We start from the raw sequence: 18,709 nt of genomic DNA, 5'->3' as shown, positions 1-18,709 counted from the left end.
CAGCAAATATAGATGATGATGCGAAGTCATCAAAATTCAGTTATGCTGGGCTATCTCTATCGCTGATGATAATTATGAGCTTTTGCGTTGCGTGTGGGCATCAAACCGAACAAAAAATTCCATTAGGTGATCATAAATCACGACTTGTTTGCACCCATTGTGGCAACATTCACTATGAAAATCCTAAAGTTATTTGTGGTGCATTGGCTATTTGGGATAATAAAGTTTTACTGTGTCGTCGTGCAATTGAGCCTCGCTATGGGCTATGGACTTTACCTGCAGGCTATATGGAACTCTTTGAAACCATGGAGCAAGGTGCTGCCAGAGAAACCCGTGAAGAGGCTGAAGCTGACGTCGAAATTGAACAGCTTTACTGTATGTATAATATCCCACGTATTGGGCAAATATATGTTCTATTTAAAGCGATATTAAAACAAGGCATGTTTGGTGCGGGTGAAGAAAGCCTAGAATGTCGTTTGTTCGAAGAACATGAGATCCCTTGGAACGAACTGGCCTTTCCCAGTGTAGAACAAACCTTAAGACACTATTTTTCTGACCGTAAAAGCGGTATCTTTCCACCTCATTTAGAGACACTAGGCACGCGTTTAGACCATACCGGTTAAATTAAAAAGACCGCAAATCGCGGTCTTTTTTATCACTAAAATTTAGGACTTGGTTTTAATGGCATTACACGCTGGAATCGCTTGATCTGCGATTTTTATACTGACTACACCCGTCCAACGTTTCGCCAATTCACGTTCTTCTGCTGTTGGCGCAACATATTTGTCTTTATCCTTATCTAGTCGGTCGTACAAGCCAACATAAGCAGCCTGATAAAATGCATACTGATTTGACCAAACAACAGTATTATTCGAAAAGTTAGTCAAGTTAATCCCATCTGCTTGCCCAACAAGCAAATTATGAAGGTTGATTTTAGCACCGGATACTGTACTAAAGTTTATTCCAAACATCACACCATCAATCGTCTCAAATTTCGGATTTGATAACAACATACGAACAGAGATCGATTTATCATTGGTTGAAAATAATGTTGCCCCTGTTGTACCAATACGATATTGAGTTTCACCATATTCATCGGTATAGGTACCATCGGCATTTGGCTCAGCTTTCGCACAGTTTCCAGACATATCCGTTGCTGTATAATCTTTTCGAATATCAGTACGGATATCACCAAACTCATCAATCACGATACCTAAATCTACAGGTGGTAATTTTGCAGCCTCATCAAACCTAATCGTCAAGGTGGCATACAATGGGAATACATATTTTTGTCCTGACGCCACATTCAACTCAGTTCTAAAGATATCCTTTGAGAGAAAACTCGCTTGATTCACTTTCACGATATCAATAGCCCCCTTAAAACTCTGATTTGAAGCAGTCTGTTGCCATTGACCTAAATGCGAGATATCGACTTTGTCACTATCTTTCATCTTGACTAAACCGCGATAAAACCCTTCTGTTCCAGAAATCGTACTCTGATTCATAAAACGTCCTTGCTTAATCGTTAAATCATTAAGCGGATCGGCACTAGTACTGAAAGATAAAGGTTTATCCGTATTAAGAGAATATGTAAAAGGATTCAACCAATCATTTTGCGTCTTTAATTGTATTTTCTGCGGCTTAACTAAACTTGTTAAATAATAAGGCGGAAGTACTCTATTATTCGTTACAGTGGCAGCACCAGTCCATTGTTGACCATAACCAAGAATATATCCCTGTCGATCTGTTAATAATAGAAAATTACCCATCGAATGTAATAAATTACTCACGCTAGCATCTACACATTTTGAATAATCAACATTACAACCAAAAAAACCATCTGGGGATGTTGTATTTGAAGAGCTGCTTCCGCTACCAAGTTTAAAAACAGGTAAATCCGCAGTCCATACTGCTGTATTTGAAAGGTTTAACAACTGCGCTAATATTGCTAACGCTTGATCATCAGAAATTGAACTAACATCAATCCAAGGCTTTATAATTTTAACATATTCACCGCTAATCAATTCAGCGGCACCAATCGACCCACTAATATTAGCAAGTTGATTCTTCTTTTCCTGCGATATTTCAGTTGGCTGAATATCACCAATAACATTACCTTCATCTTCCTTCTCGGCACCCAAACTTTGGAATATCTTAATCAATGCCACCGCAACACTGATAGTCTCATCTGTCGTATCCAAAGTAGTAGGTATTTTCCCAGTCAGCGCCATCGCCAAATCAATCACTCGGATACGTGCTAAGGTTGGCATTTTCAGCTTACTGATACTGTCTAAGTTAATCGCACCCAGACTAATTTTTGGAGACTCCTCACCTTGAATATAAAAAGTTGCGGTATCACCTAATTTACAAGCACCTGTCACCGTATTACTGTCAAGTTTAGTCGCAAAATGATGCACAATATCGGTACTACAATCGAAGTTCAGTCCAGCTATTGGATAGTCTGTCGCAAACTGTAAGCAAGTGCTTGTATTTACATCACAACTGGTATTTGATGTAACACCTTTCGTACCTTTGGTAGGATCTTCATTAATTTTAGAACTTTCTCCACCACACCCATTCAATAAAATGGCTAATGCAGAAAGTGCAAATGGTAATACTATTCTTTTATTCATCCATCATTCATCCTAAATTATAATTACTGTATAGCAGAGATTTTGATCTGTCCTTGATTCGAGAGTTCGTGCTCTGATACATCCACTGCTGAAGCCAATGGTGTCATCATGATATAACGTGCATCGGAAGGGACTTTGATTACACCATGAATTGCTGCATGCTGTAAGAAAGTCGCGTTTGTCTCGCCACTCTTAAAGCCACTTGCGCCTTCTTTGATACAACCTTGCTCATCTAAAAAAACCACCAGAGGCCAGTAATAAACAGGCTTTTCATTACTGATAGCATAAGAATCAATCTGCATATACTGAATAGAAGCATCCATTTTAACTAAATCATATTCAAACTTTTCTTTTAAAGGTTTCCGTGGCCATACACCCACCTCCTTTTGAAGTGCCAATGTTTTAATTGACTTAGAATAATCTTTTAAAAAACAGCGATCATCTTCAAATGCGAGAGATAAATCCTGTTCAGACAACCGTATATAGCTGTCAGCTAAAACAATAGGTGCTGCGCTTTGAACTGAACGATTTAAAAGCTTATCAAGAACTGATCGACTCACACCTTTTTTACGTTCTACCGTTTCTAAGCGACCACTGCCGTCTGGCATCATATAAAAACGTTTTTTCCCATCCAAATTGAATTCTTGGTCTTCAAGATATTCATTATTCACATACTCAACACCATCAATTTTAGCAAAGGAGCTTGGTGCTGTTACTTGCTGAATAGGAGCTAAAGATGAAGGATCAGTAGTCTCTTTTACAATTGATGATTTCTGTTGTTTAGCAACCTGTACTGGCCGTTTTTCTATTTTCTTCGGTTGAAGAATAGGTTTATCCTCCAACTGAGGATTCATCTTGGTCACCACAGGAGTTGCTGTTTCATGCTCTACCGAAGGTTTTAGAACATGATCTTCTATTTCTTTATCTTTCGTAGAGATTGTACGAGAAAGTTGAATCTCTGCAGAAGGTAAGGATAATGACTTTGTTTGCGGCGATATTAGATCTTTGACCGTATTTAATACTGGTACTGGTTCAGATGATTGTAATCGCGCAGGCTTTGACTTTTCTATCTGTTCAACTTTCTTTGGGGGAATGACATTCTCAACTTGTTTTTTGGGCGATACTTCCTGTTTTACATTTTTTTTAGGCACAATCATTGGGCGACCATCTGGCCCAATGATCGTATAGAAGCCGTCTGCATAGCTATTTGACCCATTTGCCAATACAACACCTAGCATCAGCAGCGCAAATTTAGATCCTTGCTTCATTCTCTTTTGCATTACCATCTTGTTCTATAATTAATACCAAGTAATGTAACCTTCGTATTTGTTTTAATATCTAGACCTGCATATGGGTTTAATAAAATATTATCAACCCCAGTTTTATTGGCTAGGCTACTGGTATTGGCGGGAATATCATCACGACTACGTAAAAAACCAATCGATAAATCTAAGTCAGTATCTTGGTCAAATCGATAGCCTATACCCAAGCCAAATAACTGTGCATTGTTAATCGGTACCATCGTATTACGTTTACCATCAGGAATTGAACTGGTTCGAGGCTCATATCCCATACGAAGTTTTAAGCGATCCGTTGCTGAATATTCAAAACCAATGCCCCACCGCCATGCAGATTGAAATTGTAATGGCAATGCTAGCGATCGATCCGAAACATCCGCAGACAATAACTTCGCAACTTTTAATAAAGAGATCTGACGATCAAACTCAAATTTGAATTTATCCCAAGCAGAGAAATCTGTCCAACCGACATCAAAATTCATTTGTAAGTCTGGAAAGATTTTATACTTGATCCCTGCCTTAAAATGTTGCGGATATTTAAAATCCATTGCAACTAAACCAGATTCAATATCAGGAACATAGCCTGGCAGCCCCAAGATCGCCGCCAAAACCTGTCCTGTTGCAGATGAATTAAGACCAGCAACAAGTTGCTGTGGAGCAACAGCATTATTAATCAGATACTTACCACGCAAGCGCATTTTTGCTTCACTTTGATAAACCATACCAAAGCTAAAATCATCTGTGGGTTCCCACAAAATCCCTAGGTTATAACTTGGACTCAGCGATTGCTCCATAGAGACTTCAAGTGCCCCCATTTTATTAAACGGATTCATTCCTTCTTTGGAATTACACATCCCAAAAAGTAATAAATCCGTAATAATATCGCCATTCCCTTTAAACGGAGCGCAGACAACCTCATCGACCATCCGTAGCACACCAATCATTTCATTGGGAAAACGTAAGTCTGTTTTCAATGCAATTGCTTGATATGACATCCCAAATGAAGCACCAACCGCTAAGTGATCATTCACCTGATAACCAAATGATGGTGATAAATACGTAATACGCTCTAATGCAACTTGTTGCCCCATATAATTACTTGGATTACCATCTTCAGCACCAAAACCAGCCACTAAGGGTGCGTAAATCGCGGTTGCATAGGTGACTTTAGAACCTGGTGGTTTATACGAAATACCAGCTGTCGGAGCAGCAATTGGCATATTAGGCCCTAAGTCCACGATTTTCTTCAAAATTGGGACATAAAGACTCGCATACTCAACATCACCAGATACCGTTCCCTTAAAATCGGTACATATACGTGAGTCTATCTCTGGACCATCATTACAAACAAGTGGATCATCTGAGTAGCCAAAGACATTGTAGCCAGCAGGTGCGGTATAATCTCGCTTAATCGAGAAGTTCGCTAAAATCCCTTGTACATCTGTTTGTAGACCTTCCAACTTTGCGAGGGCAGCAGGGTTAAAATGTACAGCGCTAATGCCTGGTGGGTCCGCAGTTACCGCATTCCCCAAAGCCAATGATCTTAAATCAACGGATAAATCTTGCCCGAGCTGAGCATGTGTAATATTCGAAAGTCCCGCAATCAAAACCCCAATCGTCAAAGGACATAACTTAGGATATTTCACCATTAGTCTCCTTAACGTAGTTTCTTACCGAAACCTATGATATCAAGCGGGAAAGACAAACCTAATGATACATCTGGCGCGTCCTCGGTTAAACCGATTCCAACAGTTCCATTGACAATCGTTGCAGGTGAAACACGAACACCTAAAGCAAATGACAACATAGAACTGCTTTGGTCAGCTGACTTAAAGCTTTCCCCATTTTTGAAATAGAACTGTGCGCCTGTGTTAAAGCTTTGTTGATATGACATCGTCAGCGAAACATCATAGTTAAATGAATATGCAAAACCAAAAGCAAAACCACCGCTGATACCTGGATCAAAACTTTCTAAAATTCGAGGACCTTTAGTTTCGTTACTATTCCCACCACCACGAATTTGATTTAAGCCACTCTCTTTAAAGCCATAGCTTGCTGAAACAGAAGTAAATAAAACCACTGGATCGATATATTTACGCGTACTGACGCCACCACCGACAGAATAATAACCCTTCCCTGTAGAAAGCTCATCTATGGCAATTTCATAAGGACTATCACCCGTCTTGGTTGATAGGCTACCAAACACAATCAAAGGTAGACGTCCTTGTTTGAGAGGGAATGGCTCCCAACGAGCACCAAAAGAAATATCACCCAGTCCTGCTGCTGTCTTGTCATCTAATAATTGTTTTTTTGCCATAAAAGGCAACGAAGCCGATAAAGTGACATTATCCAAAAGACCATATTGCAAGGTAAATGTATTGGTTAATGTGTGGTTAGCATCTTCTTCAACTCGGAGATTATTTAAACTGCCATCTTCCATTGAGGCATCAATGCGACTATCGCGATAATAGGTATAATCAATATCATAATATGAAGAAATCACACCTTTCTTAATCAAGGAGTACTGGCGCTCACTGGAGGTAAAAACCTCTTGCAGATTGGTTTCCTGTGATGCATCACCCTCTTGCTGCTGTAATGCTGTTGCTGCTTGATTTACACCATTCCCAACTGATGATGGTTCAACCACAACTGACGGAGCCTCAGCAGCTTCATCTGATTCTACAGCTAAGGTCTGTTCCGCATCTTGAACCTGCTCAACCTGATCTAGTGGTGTTTGATCTTCCGCATAAAGAGTTGTTGTGATTGCACTTAGACTTAAGGCAAGCACACTCATATTCATCCATTGATTATTCATTATAACATCCTACTTATGCATTTAATTTACTAAAACTTAAGAACTATTTGCGCTTATAGTACATCCGCATATATGTCGTCACTGGTTGATTGTAGTTCGCTGAATCTTTGTTTGTTTCCAACACACGGCGCATGGTCGATGCTCTATCCGCTAAACGCTCAAACCGAGGTGTTTGAAATTGAATGTCTGCAAGTGCATACTTATTGATGGTCGCATCCTCTACATGACGCATATCCGCATCTTGCAATGCCAATAAGTCTTTACGATATTGCTCAGGCACATCAACTAGGAAAAGCGTATTGTTATCCCAAACCTCTTTAAAACGAACCTCATCAAAGCTGATATTACCTAAAGCAGGATCAGCGACATAAACACGTCCATCTTTATATGCCTTGTAAACAACAAAATGCTTAAAGCCTGCATAAGTAATTGGAACAATCGCAGGTTGTTTCAATTCGATCAAATCTGAAAACTTCCCTCTATAGCCACCGCTGTTCAGCCCAAGCGCGGTGACAAAGCGTTTCATGTCTAATAATGAAAAACTACGGCGCTCAATAATACGTTGATATTCACCATATTGAAGTAAACCAGACATCGTTTGCTGTTCTGTCAAACTCAGACCACCATAACCATTTAATAGGGTGGTTAAAGCCGCTGAACCACAGCTATAGTCATACGCCTGTCGGACAATACCGCGAAACTGATCTTCCACAGCAGGTTTAATAGTGACGACTTCACGGTGATTCCGTGTAAAAGAAGGGTTACGAGAATCCAGGGTTTCTGTATAGTAGACAGTCCCCTCAGGTTTTTTTTCTATTTCAAAGGCTTGCGTTGTGAAGTAATACATCAATGCCGAGCCTAAAGCGATCTCTAACATAAGTCTCTTTTTCTAACCGTGGCAGCACTTGCCTTATTCATTTTATTTTTAGTGTTTAGTCACAAACACTACGTCCTTGCCTGTTGAAGATACCTTTTTTTATAAGAAAATACAGCTTTTTTTTATTTTTTTTGACGAAATGTATGTTTTTCTCTTGAGTTAGACCTATTTTATGTATCCAAAACATAACCCTAGACACAATATGACTATATCAATATTTATTAGCAACATATAGGCAATAAAAAAAGCGCATGATGCGCTTTTTTTATTTAAAGGATATTAGTGACCAGAAATGGTAATTGTTGATGTACCGACATTTAAGCCCTGAATTTCAACATCGCCAATTGAAGCAGCAGTACTACTACCTAGGCGCACACCTTCAATATAAACATTCATACCTTGAGTACTGTTATTTGTTAACTGAAGCCCTGAAGTCGTTACAGAAATATCAGTATCAATATTAAGGTTACCGGTGGAATTACCCGTACCACGAACATAAATATTGTCTAGGTAGATTTGACCGCCACCAGCAGCATCATTAATACCAAGGTTAGAAATCGTTAAACCACCTTGTAGAGTAGAATCAAGTTTGATCATCGCACCTTGTGGCGTAGCACCCAATTGAACATTTGCTGTAATTGCACCCAAAGATAGATCTAAGCCAGATAAAATTTCTGTTGGTGTACCATCTACACCACGAACAGCAGTAACTGTATCAGCTAAAGCTGTGCCGTTAGATGCTGCAACACCAATAGAACCGATACTCACATCAACTGCGCCAACACTAGCAGCAATATTCAGAAATGCACCAGCAGTACCTGCATCACTATCAATCACTAGATCGAGCAGATTACCAGTACCAACTTGAGTAATATTAAGACCATCAATGGTGATCGCACCTGCAACACCTGTTGCACCAGTAATATTAGTTGATGTTTGTAAACCATCATTATCGTGAATATATAATTTATCGATCGAGATACCACCAGCACCTAAAGCGATACCGATATTGATCCCATCTTGACCTGTCGCAGCGCTTAGTGCAGTATCGTCCATTGCCTGCATAGCCATTGCATTTGCGCTAATCGCCATTGAAGAAACTAAAACGAGTTTAGTAAACATTTTCATTGAGCACTCTCCCAAGAGCATTTATTTTTTGACTTTCACTACTCTAAACTGTTCACTGTTGTTTTTTCTTAAATGACAACCTGAACTTCCAATCCTTGAGTAGTTCGTTTAGCAACTACTAAATTACTCGTTTGTTATTTTATGTTCAACTCCTGTTAAATGTTTTTTACTAACAACCCGATAAACGGCATGCAAAACATCACCTAACTTCGCCACCAACAAAAAAATATATAAACACATAAGAAATATATATTTTTATAAGAAATGAACACTCAAATCTGGATAGAAATTGTAAAAAACGCTTCTTTTATCTTCCTTCTAAAAAGTAACGATGAAATGTAAGAAAAATTTTTCCTCTATTTCGCCGTATAGATAACATTGACATTTATATTCCTCATTATCTTTAATCATATACATAAAAAGTCTGTCTATCTTTCACTCTAAATAATGATTAAAGTGTCGCTAGAGTTTTTTGGGTTGTAGTACAATCCTCTCTTCTAAATGTAGATGAATCTATTTTCATTTTATGTCTTACTTTAAACAAAAGCTGAACACGCAACTTACATCTGCATTTGATCTTCTCACCCAACTTTATGATTTAAAGGGTTTGGTGTATTTACACGACCAAAACTCCCCTGTTATTGCTTTTCTACCTCAGAAATTTCTAATATTTCAACGATCAACAGTTCAGCAATTTCATCAAACTGAATTTAATCAATATCAAATACAAGCAAAAGCAACAACCGTTACTGAATTCTCAAACTTTGATCCAACATCTCAAACGTCACCGCAAGATGTGGCTTTTAATGGGGGTTATATTGGTTTTTTTAGTTATGACTATAGTGCCAATCAATATGTAGATATTTCTACTCACTCCCAACCAGGTTTTTTCTTAGGCCAATATTCTACTTTTTTAAAATTTCAGGATAATGCTTGGTATTTTTATAGTGATGAAAAACAAGCTCAATCTATTTATGTGCTTATCTCTGATCTCGTCAATCAACCATCTCAAAAGGATCAATTAACACTTTCCTTACTTGAGGAATGCCGCCCTCGTTGGTCAAAAAAACAATATCTCAAAGCATTTCAACACGTTCAAGAATACATCAAAGCTGGTGATTGTTATCAAATTAATCTAACGCAAGAGTTTAGAACAGCGGTTAAAGGTTCTTTGCTAAGCTCAGCACAAGCGTTATGGCAACTCACACATGCACCGTATGCAGGCTATCTAAAAATTGATGACTTTGAATTATTGAGCTGTTCTCCTGAGTTATTTATCGAGTTTCGAAAGAATCGGGAAATAAAAACACGCCCTATTAAAGGTACGATGCCACGGTTTGATGATCCTCAACAGGATCAAATGTCTAAAGATAAGCTGAGCAACTCTGAAAAAGATCAGGCTGAGAATGTCATGATCGTGGATTTATTACGTAATGATTTAAGTGTTTATGCAGAAACAGGTTCTGTCACCACCACGAAATTATTTGAGATTGAAAGCTTCAGCCAAGTGCATCACATGGTCAGTGAAATCACAGCAACATTGAAAAAAGAAATCAATCCCATGCAAATGCTCTTGTCGGCTTTGCCCGGTGGTTCAATTACAGGTGCACCTAAAATTCGTGCCATGCAAATCATTGAAGAACTGGAAGGTGCGCCTCGCGGTGCCTATTGTGGCAGTTTAGGTTATTTTAATTTTGATGGAACAGGTCGCTGGAATATTTTAATTCGTAGCATTCAAAAATATCAAAACGAATTATCAATGTGGGCTGGCGGTGGTATCACCATCGCTTCGGATGCAGAAGCGGAATATCAGGAATGCTTTGATAAAATTTCTGCCATGCTTGATTTGCTCAATACATGGCAGAAAGTAGACCTATAAATCAAAAATAGATTTATAAAATATGCGTTTTAAACGTATCCACTAAACGCTTATTTTGTTCTTCCGTACCAATCGTGATACGCAAGAATTGGTTAATCCGAGGTTTATTGAAATAACGAACCAGAATCCCCTGCTCACGCAATTGTTGGGTTAATCGAGCCGCATCATGTTTTAGATGCGTGGCAAAAATGAAATTTGCTTTCGATGGCAATACTTGAAAGCCTAAAGCCGTTAATTCACTGACTAGTTTGTCACGGCTTTCAATGACTTTTTCACACTGCGTTTCAAAGTAGGCTTGATCTTCAAATGAAGCCACTGCGGCAGCAATTGCAAAACGGTCCATCGGATAAGAGTTAAAACTATTTTTGACTGCTTCAAGTGCAGCAATCAAATGACGCTGAGCTATTGCAAAGCCAACACGTAAACCAGCCAACGAACGTGATTTAGAGGTTGTTTGACAGACCACTAAATTTTCATATGTGTTAACCAACTGCACAGCCGTCTCAGCACCAAAATCGACATAAGCCTCGTCAATCACCACAACACGATTTGGGTTCGCTTGCAGAATCCGCTCTATTTGATCCAGACCCAATGCAATACTGGTTGGCGCATTTGGATTGGTAATAATAATCCCGCCATTTTCTTGCTTATAGTCTGAAACATCTATTTCAAAGTTTTGATTCAATGGAATCTGCTTGGTGTGGATTCCAAAGAACTGACTATAAACAGGATAAAAACTATAGGTAATATCTGGATAAAGCACAGGTTCTTTCTGAATAAAAAAGGCTTTAAAAATATGCGCTAACACTTCATCTGAACCATTGCCGACAAAGACTTGTGTAACATCAACATTTTGCTGCTTGGCAATGGCTTGCTTCAATACTGTTGCATCAGGGTCAGGATATAGGCGTAAGGCATCCGCTTGATTTGCCAAAACAGCTTGAACTGCTGCCTCAACTTTCGGTGATGGCGGATATGGATTTTCATTGGTATTGAGTTTTAATAAGTTCTGAATTTTGGGCTGCTCACCTGGAACATACGGTTCCAATTCACGAACTTCAGGACTCCAAAAACGCATTTGTTCTGTTGTAAATGTCATTTTAATTTCTCTTTCTGCCCTTTCCTAACCTCTCCCAAAGGGAGAGGAATCTTAGACTTACGCCACATGTATATTTAGTATTCATGTGACCAATTCCCTCTCCTCCTAGGAGATGAGCAGCACTGCTGCGCAAGGGGAGAGTTTCTATAATAGAGTTATTGATAACGATAGCGTGCTGAACGCGCATGGGCATCCAGATTTTCCTGTACCGCAAGCACATCCGCAGTCTTCGCCAAAGGTTTGACTCCCTCTTGCGAGCACATGATTAAGCTAGAACGTTTTTGAAAATCATAAACACCCAGTGGCGATGAGAACCGAGCGGTGCCTGATGTTGGCAAAACATGATTTGGCCCAGCACAGTAGTCACCAATTGCTTCAGGCGTATAGCGCCCCATAAAGATTGCGCCAGCATGACGAATCTCCTGACTCATCAACTCTGCATCATCAAGGCATAATTCTAAATGCTCAGGTGCAACTTGATTAATCAATTCAACCGCTTCTGCACGATCTTTGACTAAAACCAAGGCACCACGATTTTGAATCGAAGTTCTCGCAATTTCAGCTTTTGGTAATTCACTTAAATGCTTTTCAATCGCAGCATCAACAGCATTCAAAAGATCTTCATCAGGGGTAATAAAAATGGCTTGGGCAACCGTATCGTGTTCCGCTTGCGACAACACATCCATCGCGAGCCAATCTGCATTATTTTCACCTTCGGCATACACCAAAATTTCCGAAGGTCCTGCAATCATATCAATACCGACTTGACCAAATACTGCGCGTTTTGCGGCTGCAACAAAACGATTTCCTGGGCCTGTAATTTTATCTACTGCTGGAACAGTTTGCGTTCCATAAGCCAAAGCCGCGACTGCTTGCGCACCACCAATGGTAAAAACTCGACTCACCCCAGCTAAATATGCGGCCGCTAAAACCAATGGATTCAACTCACCATTTGGTGCTGGAACAACCATAATAATTTCAGGCACACCCGCAACATGGGCAGGAAGGGCATTCATCAACACTGAGGACGGATAAGACGCTAAACCGCCTGGTACATAAATTCCAACACGATCCAGTGGTGTGACTTTTTGACCTAAAGTATTTCCCAACTCATCAACATACGTCCACCCTTCTTGCTTTTGAGCTTGATGGAAAGTACGAATACGCTTTGCAGCAAGTTCTAATGCATCACGGATTTCAACCGTTAATCCCTCAAATGCAGTTTTAAGTTGCGCTTGAGTGAGTTCTAAATCAGAGAATTGATGCGCTGGATGTCGATCGAACTGTTGCGTTAATTTAAGCACATGATCATCACCATGCTGACGAACATCAGCAATAATTTGATCTACAGTTTGTATGAGTTGAGGATCATTAACCGTTTCAAATGCTAAAAGTTCAGCAAATGTCTGTTTAAAGTTTTGATCCTGAGTCGATAAACGTCGCATCAATTTACCCACAAAGCGAATAAGAGAGCGCTAAGTTTACTCTTTTTCACCCTCTTTGTGGATGCAATATCAGCCTAAAAAATCAATGAGAAAAAGTGAATTCTCCGATGACCTATTCATTTTCTCTGTTTCTAAACATTTTCTAAACAAAAGAAAAGACTTTTTAAATAAAAATAATCTCTTAGCCCAACATCTTACGCTTTTTGAACGCTTGCTCTTTTAAGGCTTGAAGTGAGTTTTTGGGAAATATGCCATCTCAATGATAGTTATTGGCTAAGTGATATGATCATCAACCTATTTGCATTCTCGCGCTGATATTTACATTTGATCGCCAACAGCAGATTCAAAATATCTATGTTTTAGCTAATCCCAGCTAACTTAAGAATATAAGGTCAACCGAAGTTGACCTTATTTACAAAAATTAGACTTCTATTTCTAACGTTCTTTAATCGCCTGCTCAAGTTGGGTCAGGATTGGATTGAGTAAAGCTTGTTTACGTTTGAAACTTGCTTTATTGACAATTAAACGTGAAGAAACTTTACAAATTTCCTCTAATGGTTCTAAGCCATTTGCACGCAGAGTATTACCTGTATCGACCACATCAACAATGTAATCGCCTAAGCCAACCAATGGTGCCAACTCCATTGAACCATAGAGCTTAATCACATCCACTTGCTCACCTAAGCTTGCATAATATTGGCGTGTTAAATTGACATATTTGGTCGCGATCTTCAAACGTCCTTTCGGACGTTCCATTCCCACTTTACCCGCAGTCATTAACTTACAATTGGCAATTTTAAGGTCAAGCAATTCGTACACATGTTGTGCACCATGCTCCATCAAGACATCTTTACCCGCCACACCAAAGTCTGCTGCACCATTTTCAACATAGGTTGGTACATCAGAAGCACGTAAAATGAGGATACGTACTTTTTTATGGGTGGTTGGAAAAATCAACTTACGCGATTTTTCTGGATCTTCCAGTAAATTGATACCTGCATTTTCAAGCAAAGGTAAAGTCTCTTTTAAAATACGACCTTTACTGAGCGCCAAAGTTAAACCATGATCAAAATTGCCCATCACATCGAAATTTGGATCATCGTTTCTTACGTCATTCATCCTTTTACTCGCTTAATCTGAGCCCCTAAACTTTGCAATTTTTCTTCGATATGTTCGTAACCACGATCAATATGATAGATACGATCAATCAATGTCTCACCCTCTGCAACCAAAGCTGCAAGAACCAGTGAAAATGAAGCACGCAAATCAGTCGCCATCACAGGTGCAGCTTGAAGTGTTTCCACACCCGTTACAACAGCATCATGCCCTTCAACTTGAATATTCGCGCCCATCCGTGACAGTTCAGGCACATGCATAAAACGGTTTTCAAAAATTGTTTCTGAAATCGTTGCAAAACCACGGCCAATCACATTCACAGCCATCAGTTGTGCTTGCATATCAGTTGGAAATTCTGGATGGGGTAAAGTTCTAAAACTGACCGCTTTTGGACGTTTACCTTGCATATCAAGCTCAATCCAGTCATCACCACGCGTGACTTCTGCACCCATTTCTTCAAACTTATCCAATACAGCTTCTAACAATAAAGGATCCGTATGAGTGGTTTTGACTCGACCACCTGTAATCGCAGCAGCAGCTAAATATGAACCTGTTTCAATACGGTCAGCAACCACAGCGTATTCACAACCATGCAAGCTTTCAACACCAGTCACAATGAGCGTATCTGTGTCTAAGCCTTCAATCTTAGCGCCCATTTTGATCAACATTTGCGCAAGATCAGTGATCTCTGGTTCACGAGCAGCATTACGAATCGTCGTTACACCATCAGCTAATGCCGCAGCCATTAAGATGTTCTCTGTACCACCGACAGTGACCATATCAAAAACAACTTCACCACCTTTTAAGCGTCCATCAACCGAAGCATGTACATAACCATTTTCAACTTCAATTTGTGCGCCCAATGCTTCTAATGCTTTTAAATGCTGATCAACTGGACGTGAACCAATCGCGCAACCACCGGGTAATGAGACCTTCGCATTGCCATAACGCGCCAATAATGGACCGAGCACCAAAATAGATGCACGCATCGTTTTTACAAGTTCATAGGGTGCAAATTGGTTATCTAATGTTGAAGCATCAGCACAAACCGTTTCACCCTCATAACGCATGGTGATACCCAAACCCGCAATCAGTTCAACCAATGTGTTCACATCTTTTAGGTTGGGTACATTGGTTAGCGTAATCGGAGAGTCAGCAAGGATCATTGCTGCAAGTAAAGGCAAAGCTGCATTTTTAGCACCAGAAATGCGCACTTCACCCTCGAGCTTAACACCGCCCGTAATTAAAAATTTATCCATTAATATTTATGCTCCGAAAAGGCTTGCTTTACGCCATTCGTCTTTTGTCATTGCGCGAATCGTAACAGCGTGAACTGCACCACTCGCAATATAAGAATTTAGGGGTGCATAAACAGCCTGTTGGCGAGTGACGGTACGTTTACCTTCAAACTGGTCATCGATAATACGAAGGTCAAACTTCCCAGCCTGTCCGCTCACTGCTACTTCTGCTTCAGGAAAAGCTTCTTTTAAAATTTGCGTGAGCTGCTCACTATTCATTGCCAAGACCTCTTATACAACCATTGGTGTAAAACGATATATTTTACTATAACTTTTTCATATAATTCAGTAAGCGTTTTCTTTTTTTATCATTAAAAAAAGAGGCTCTATAAAAAGCCTCTTTTACTCAACTTAAAAATTAAGTCGAAATCGCAAGTTCATGCTGATAAGAACATTGTATTTTTCTATGTTTTGCAAGTTGTCGTTTTAATTTTTCTGTTAGTTTTTTTATTGAAGTATACATATCGTCAGCTGTCGCCTGTGCAAACAATTCAATCCCCGGCAAGCGTATGATTGCCTCTGCAATATGGTTTGCACTCCCTTTATGTGAACGTTTATCAACTTGATGATCTTTAGCCAATTTGATCTGCATACTATTGACTTGATCTAGATGCTTGGTCATTTGACTAAATTTTTCTTTAATATTTTCTTCAATTGCAGGTGTAATGGTTAAATGGTGTCCACGAATCGTTATTTGCATAATTCTATCCCTCACCTTTTCTTAGGATACGAGAACATCGCTCAAGCAATTTAATGCACAGAATGTGGTTTAACACCCATTAAATCATCTTAGCGAATCCTCTAGTGATTATTAAAAAAATTCATTATTTGGTCATAATGAATGACTAGAATAGTCACACCTTGAAACTCAGATCAAGACTTTTCTTTCAGAAGATGAGGGAATATGTAACGATTCACGATACTTTGCGACTGTCCGTCGAGCCACCTCAATCCCTTCCTCTTTTAACATCTCAGCAATTGTATTATCCGACAAAGGTTTACGTGGGTTTTCATTTGATACTAATTTTTTAATCATGGCTCGAATTGCTGTAGAAGAAGCCTCGCCACCAGACGTTGTTCCAACATGACTTGAAAAGAAATATTTCAATTCAAAAAGTCCCCGTGGTGTCAGCATATATTTATTTGTTGTCACGCGAGACACAGTCGACTCATGTAATTCAACTTCTTCAGCGACATCACGCAATACCAAAGGTTTCATTGCCTCTGGTCCTAACTCTAAAAATGCTCTTTGATGCTCAACAATACAGGTTGCGACTTTTAATAAAGTTTTATGACGCTCATCAACACTTTTAATGAAATTTTTAGCTTCTAGCATCTGATTGCGCAAATAAATATTATCATCACTCTGATCAGCACGACGAATCATACTGGAATAAAAAGAATTGATTCTCAATTTTGGAATGACATCTGGATTAAGTTGCACCTGCCAATGCAGATCTTTTTTAGCTACAACCACATCTGGAACTTGATATTCAGATTCTTGCTGATTGAATTCCAAACCAGGATAAGGCTTCAACGTTTTTAATAAATCAACTGCACTTTTTAACTGCTCTTTAGATAAGCCCGTTTGCTTCAACAGCCTATTTAAGTCATTTGCAATGAGTAATTCATAATTCTTCAGCAGTTTTTTTGCTTCAGCCACATAAAGAACGTTTTCACTTAAACTTTCCAGTTGAATCCTGAGACATTCTGCAAGATTTCGAGAACCAACACCAATTGGATCTAAATGTTGAATATGTTTTAAGACAACGATGATTTCATCTAATTCAACCTCTTCTTCACTTTCCAATTCTTGTAATATACGCGTTACGGCAAACAGAATTTCATCCAAATCCGCATCTAAGAACCCCTTATCATCCAAAGAATCCACTACACAATATGCAATCAACTTATCGAGATTAGAAAAATGTAATAAATTGACCTGTTCTAAAATATGTTCTTTTAGATTATGTTGAACCTGCCGATTATCCTCTCTTTCTTCATACTCAGGTGATCCCAAAGCAGTTGATTGATGTGTATAAATATCATCCCATTCTGTATCAACAGGTAAATCATTGGGTAGATGATCAGCATTAATCTCTGTGGTTAAATCCCCATTTTCCGTTGACTCTAATGTAGATAAGCTTTCTGTTGTACTAATCTCTTCAATTTTTTCGAGTAACGGATTACTATCCAATTGAATTTGTACTTCTTGCTCTAATTCTAAACTTGAAAGTTGTAAGAGACGAATCGCCTGCTGCAATTGAGGAGTTAGCGATAGACTATTCGTAACTTTCAACCCAACAGATAATCTCATAAAATCTTCCTTCAAAAATCAAGCAAAAAACATGCCTATAAAATTATTTATAACATAAAGAAATGTTTACGCATATAAGGAAAATTCTTTTCTACTGACTTATTTGTTCAAAAAATTAGCGAAAGTATAAATATTTATTGTAATACGAAGTCTACTTTAACCTCAACGCTCTCTTGAAAATGATAGCTCAAGTTAAATGGAAACACTTATCAGAGCAGATTGCATCTTTTTATGGTGAGGAAGTATCAACTACTTTATATTTTGTTGCTTAAGACATTCAAGCATTTCTTCAAGCACTTTCTGCCCCATAGTTCTTTGCACAAGTTCATTTAAATCGCCTGAGAGAAAATCAGACCAAGTCGTACTCGCTGAACCAGAAGAATGTGCATAACGCCCGCAAGCAGACCAGACTTTCTTATCAGATGTGATAAAAGCTTCATAAAGCTCTCCTTCAGGATTATCAAGGACCCATTTACGAATTATTCTAGGTGCTTGATATTTTTGCTTGGATTTTTTCAATCTGCTCCACATTAAGAAACATAAATAGACCGCACCAATACCAGATAAAAGTGTATAGAAAATCATACCAGTCCTAATATCAATACTAAATAAATTTTTCTCTATTTAAATTTTAAGGCCCTTAAATTGGGCCTTAAAGTTATCTATTATTTTCTATTCCCAATAAAAAACACCCCCACTTTTTCGAATGGGGGTGTTTAGATTTAAAAGCTGGCGATGACTTACTCTCACATGGCAAGTGCCACACTACCATCAGCGCGAAGAGGTTTCACTTCTGAGTTCGGG

Annotated in this window: 16 protein-coding genes; 2 read left to right on the top strand and 14 right to left on the bottom strand. The window is 38.9% G+C overall.

The window, feature by feature from the left end; translation table 11 throughout:
* The first annotated feature begins 74 nt into the window (after nt 1-74).
* Complete coding sequence (locus MMP72_RS14845; protein WP_241406050.1) at nt 75-623, top strand: NUDIX hydrolase; 549 nt, start codon at nt 75-77, stop codon at nt 621-623.
* A gap of 42 nt (nt 624-665) precedes the next feature.
* Here the strand turns inward: MMP72_RS14845 and MMP72_RS14840 are convergent, their stop codons facing one another.
* The 6 genes from MMP72_RS14840 to MMP72_RS14815 all read right to left on the bottom strand — a co-directional run bounded on the left by MMP72_RS14840 (nt 666) and on the right by MMP72_RS14815 (nt 8,751).
* Nucleotides 666-2,633, bottom strand: a complete 1,968-nt coding sequence (locus MMP72_RS14840; protein WP_241406049.1) for a hypothetical protein — start codon at nt 2,631-2,633, stop codon at nt 666-668.
* A gap of 23 nt (nt 2,634-2,656) precedes the next feature.
* A complete protein-coding gene (filE, locus tag MMP72_RS14835; protein ID WP_241406048.1) occupies nt 2,657-3,913 on the bottom strand; it encodes a putative pilus assembly protein FilE in 1,257 nt (418 codons plus the stop codon).
* Entirely contained in the window at nt 3,913-5,577 is a 1,665-nt protein-coding gene (locus MMP72_RS14830) for an outer membrane protein transport protein (RefSeq protein ID WP_241406088.1), read from the bottom strand. Before MMP72_RS14830 ends, filE begins: the two co-directional genes overlap by 1 nt.
* An 11-nt stretch (nt 5,578-5,588) precedes the next feature.
* Entirely contained in the window at nt 5,589-6,746 is a 1,158-nt protein-coding gene (locus tag MMP72_RS14825; RefSeq protein WP_241406047.1) for a hypothetical protein, read from the bottom strand.
* 43 nt (nt 6,747-6,789) lie between these two features.
* Nucleotides 6,790-7,623: a C39 family peptidase gene (locus MMP72_RS14820; protein WP_241406046.1), complete on the bottom strand. Its 834-nt coding sequence runs from the start codon at nt 7,621-7,623 to the stop codon at nt 6,790-6,792.
* A gap of 279 nt (nt 7,624-7,902) precedes the next feature.
* Nucleotides 7,903-8,751, bottom strand: a complete 849-nt coding sequence (locus MMP72_RS14815) for a DUF6160 family protein (RefSeq protein WP_241406045.1) — start codon at nt 8,749-8,751, stop codon at nt 7,903-7,905.
* Between the two features lie 526 nt (nt 8,752-9,277).
* On the opposite strand from MMP72_RS14815, the gene pabB reads away from it, so the two are divergent.
* On the top strand, nt 9,278-10,630 hold the full coding sequence (pabB, locus tag MMP72_RS14810; protein WP_241406044.1) for an aminodeoxychorismate synthase component I: 1,353 nt from the start codon (nt 9,278-9,280) through the stop codon (nt 10,628-10,630).
* A 13-nt stretch (nt 10,631-10,643) separates the two neighbouring features.
* Here pabB and hisC read toward each other — a convergent pair whose 3' ends face one another.
* The 8 genes from hisC to MMP72_RS14770 all read right to left on the bottom strand — a co-directional run bounded on the left by hisC (nt 10,644) and on the right by MMP72_RS14770 (nt 18,490).
* Entirely contained in the window at nt 10,644-11,729 is a 1,086-nt protein-coding gene (gene hisC, locus MMP72_RS14805; RefSeq protein ID WP_241406043.1) for a histidinol-phosphate transaminase, read from the bottom strand.
* 155 nt (nt 11,730-11,884) lie between these two features.
* Nucleotides 11,885-13,174 carry a histidinol dehydrogenase gene (gene hisD / locus MMP72_RS14800; protein WP_241406042.1) on the bottom strand — a complete coding sequence of 430 codons (1,290 nt, stop codon included), beginning with the start codon at nt 13,172-13,174 and terminating at the stop codon, nt 11,885-11,887.
* A gap of 435 nt (nt 13,175-13,609) precedes the next feature.
* Nucleotides 13,610-14,293 (bottom strand): ATP phosphoribosyltransferase, encoded by a 684-nt coding sequence (hisG, locus tag MMP72_RS14795; protein ID WP_121930046.1) that lies wholly within the window; start codon nt 14,291-14,293, stop codon nt 13,610-13,612.
* On the bottom strand, nt 14,290-15,549 hold the full coding sequence (murA, locus tag MMP72_RS14790; protein WP_241406041.1) for a UDP-N-acetylglucosamine 1-carboxyvinyltransferase: 1,260 nt from the start codon (nt 15,547-15,549) through the stop codon (nt 14,290-14,292). The genes hisG and murA overlap by 4 nt, the downstream gene beginning before the upstream one ends.
* Before the next feature lie 6 nt (nt 15,550-15,555).
* Nucleotides 15,556-15,807 carry a BolA family iron metabolism protein IbaG gene (gene ibaG / locus MMP72_RS14785; RefSeq protein WP_241406040.1) on the bottom strand — a complete coding sequence of 84 codons (252 nt, stop codon included), beginning with the start codon at nt 15,805-15,807 and terminating at the stop codon, nt 15,556-15,558.
* A 139-nt stretch (nt 15,808-15,946) separates the two neighbouring features.
* Entirely contained in the window at nt 15,947-16,288 is a 342-nt protein-coding gene (raiA, locus tag MMP72_RS14780; protein ID WP_241406039.1) for a ribosome-associated translation inhibitor RaiA, read from the bottom strand.
* A 168-nt stretch (nt 16,289-16,456) separates the two neighbouring features.
* Nucleotides 16,457-17,905, bottom strand: a complete 1,449-nt coding sequence (locus tag MMP72_RS14775; protein WP_241406038.1) for an RNA polymerase factor sigma-54 — start codon at nt 17,903-17,905, stop codon at nt 16,457-16,459.
* A 249-nt stretch (nt 17,906-18,154) separates the two neighbouring features.
* On the bottom strand, nt 18,155-18,490 hold the full coding sequence (locus tag MMP72_RS14770; protein WP_241406037.1) for a hypothetical protein: 336 nt from the start codon (nt 18,488-18,490) through the stop codon (nt 18,155-18,157).
* Nucleotides 18,491-18,709: the final 219 nt, after the last annotated feature.

Source organism: Acinetobacter sp. NIPH 2699, from assembly GCF_022549355.1.
In the GTDB taxonomy this organism is placed as follows: Bacteria; Pseudomonadota; Gammaproteobacteria; order Pseudomonadales; family Moraxellaceae; genus Acinetobacter.
Note: the sequence above shows the minus strand (reverse complement) of the source record. Positions and strands in the feature narration are given on the sequence as shown.

Excerpts from the sequence above, each read along its gene's own strand:
- MMP72_RS14845 (WP_241406050.1), top strand. The coding sequence starts at position 75 with ATGAGCTTTTGCGTTGCGTGTGGGCATCAAACCGAACAAAAAATTCCA.
- MMP72_RS14840 (WP_241406049.1), bottom strand. The coding sequence starts at position 2,633 with ATGAATAAAAGAATAGTATTACCATTTGCACTTTCTGCATTAGCCATT.
- filE (WP_241406048.1), bottom strand. The coding sequence starts at position 3,913 with ATGCAAAAGAGAATGAAGCAAGGATCTAAATTTGCGCTGCTGATGCTA.
- MMP72_RS14825 (WP_241406047.1), bottom strand. The coding sequence starts at position 6,746 with ATGAATAATCAATGGATGAATATGAGTGTGCTTGCCTTAAGTCTAAGT.
- MMP72_RS14820 (WP_241406046.1), bottom strand. The coding sequence starts at position 7,623 with ATGTTAGAGATCGCTTTAGGCTCGGCATTGATGTATTACTTCACAACG.
- MMP72_RS14815 (WP_241406045.1), bottom strand. The coding sequence starts at position 8,751 with ATGAAAATGTTTACTAAACTCGTTTTAGTTTCTTCAATGGCGATTAGC.
- pabB (WP_241406044.1), top strand. The coding sequence starts at position 9,278 with ATGTCTTACTTTAAACAAAAGCTGAACACGCAACTTACATCTGCATTT.
- hisC (WP_241406043.1), bottom strand. The coding sequence starts at position 11,729 with ATGACATTTACAACAGAACAAATGCGTTTTTGGAGTCCTGAAGTTCGT.
- hisD (WP_241406042.1), bottom strand. The coding sequence starts at position 13,174 with ATGCGACGTTTATCGACTCAGGATCAAAACTTTAAACAGACATTTGCT.
- hisG (WP_121930046.1), bottom strand. The coding sequence starts at position 14,293 with ATGAATGACGTAAGAAACGATGATCCAAATTTCGATGTGATGGGCAAT.
- murA (WP_241406041.1), bottom strand. The coding sequence starts at position 15,549 with ATGGATAAATTTTTAATTACGGGCGGTGTTAAGCTCGAGGGTGAAGTG.
- ibaG (WP_241406040.1), bottom strand. The coding sequence starts at position 15,807 with ATGAATAGTGAGCAGCTCACGCAAATTTTAAAAGAAGCTTTTCCTGAA.
- raiA (WP_241406039.1), bottom strand. The coding sequence starts at position 16,288 with ATGCAAATAACGATTCGTGGACACCATTTAACCATTACACCTGCAATT.
- MMP72_RS14775 (WP_241406038.1), bottom strand. The coding sequence starts at position 17,905 with ATGAGATTATCTGTTGGGTTGAAAGTTACGAATAGTCTATCGCTAACT.
- MMP72_RS14770 (WP_241406037.1), bottom strand. The coding sequence starts at position 18,490 with ATGATTTTCTATACACTTTTATCTGGTATTGGTGCGGTCTATTTATGT.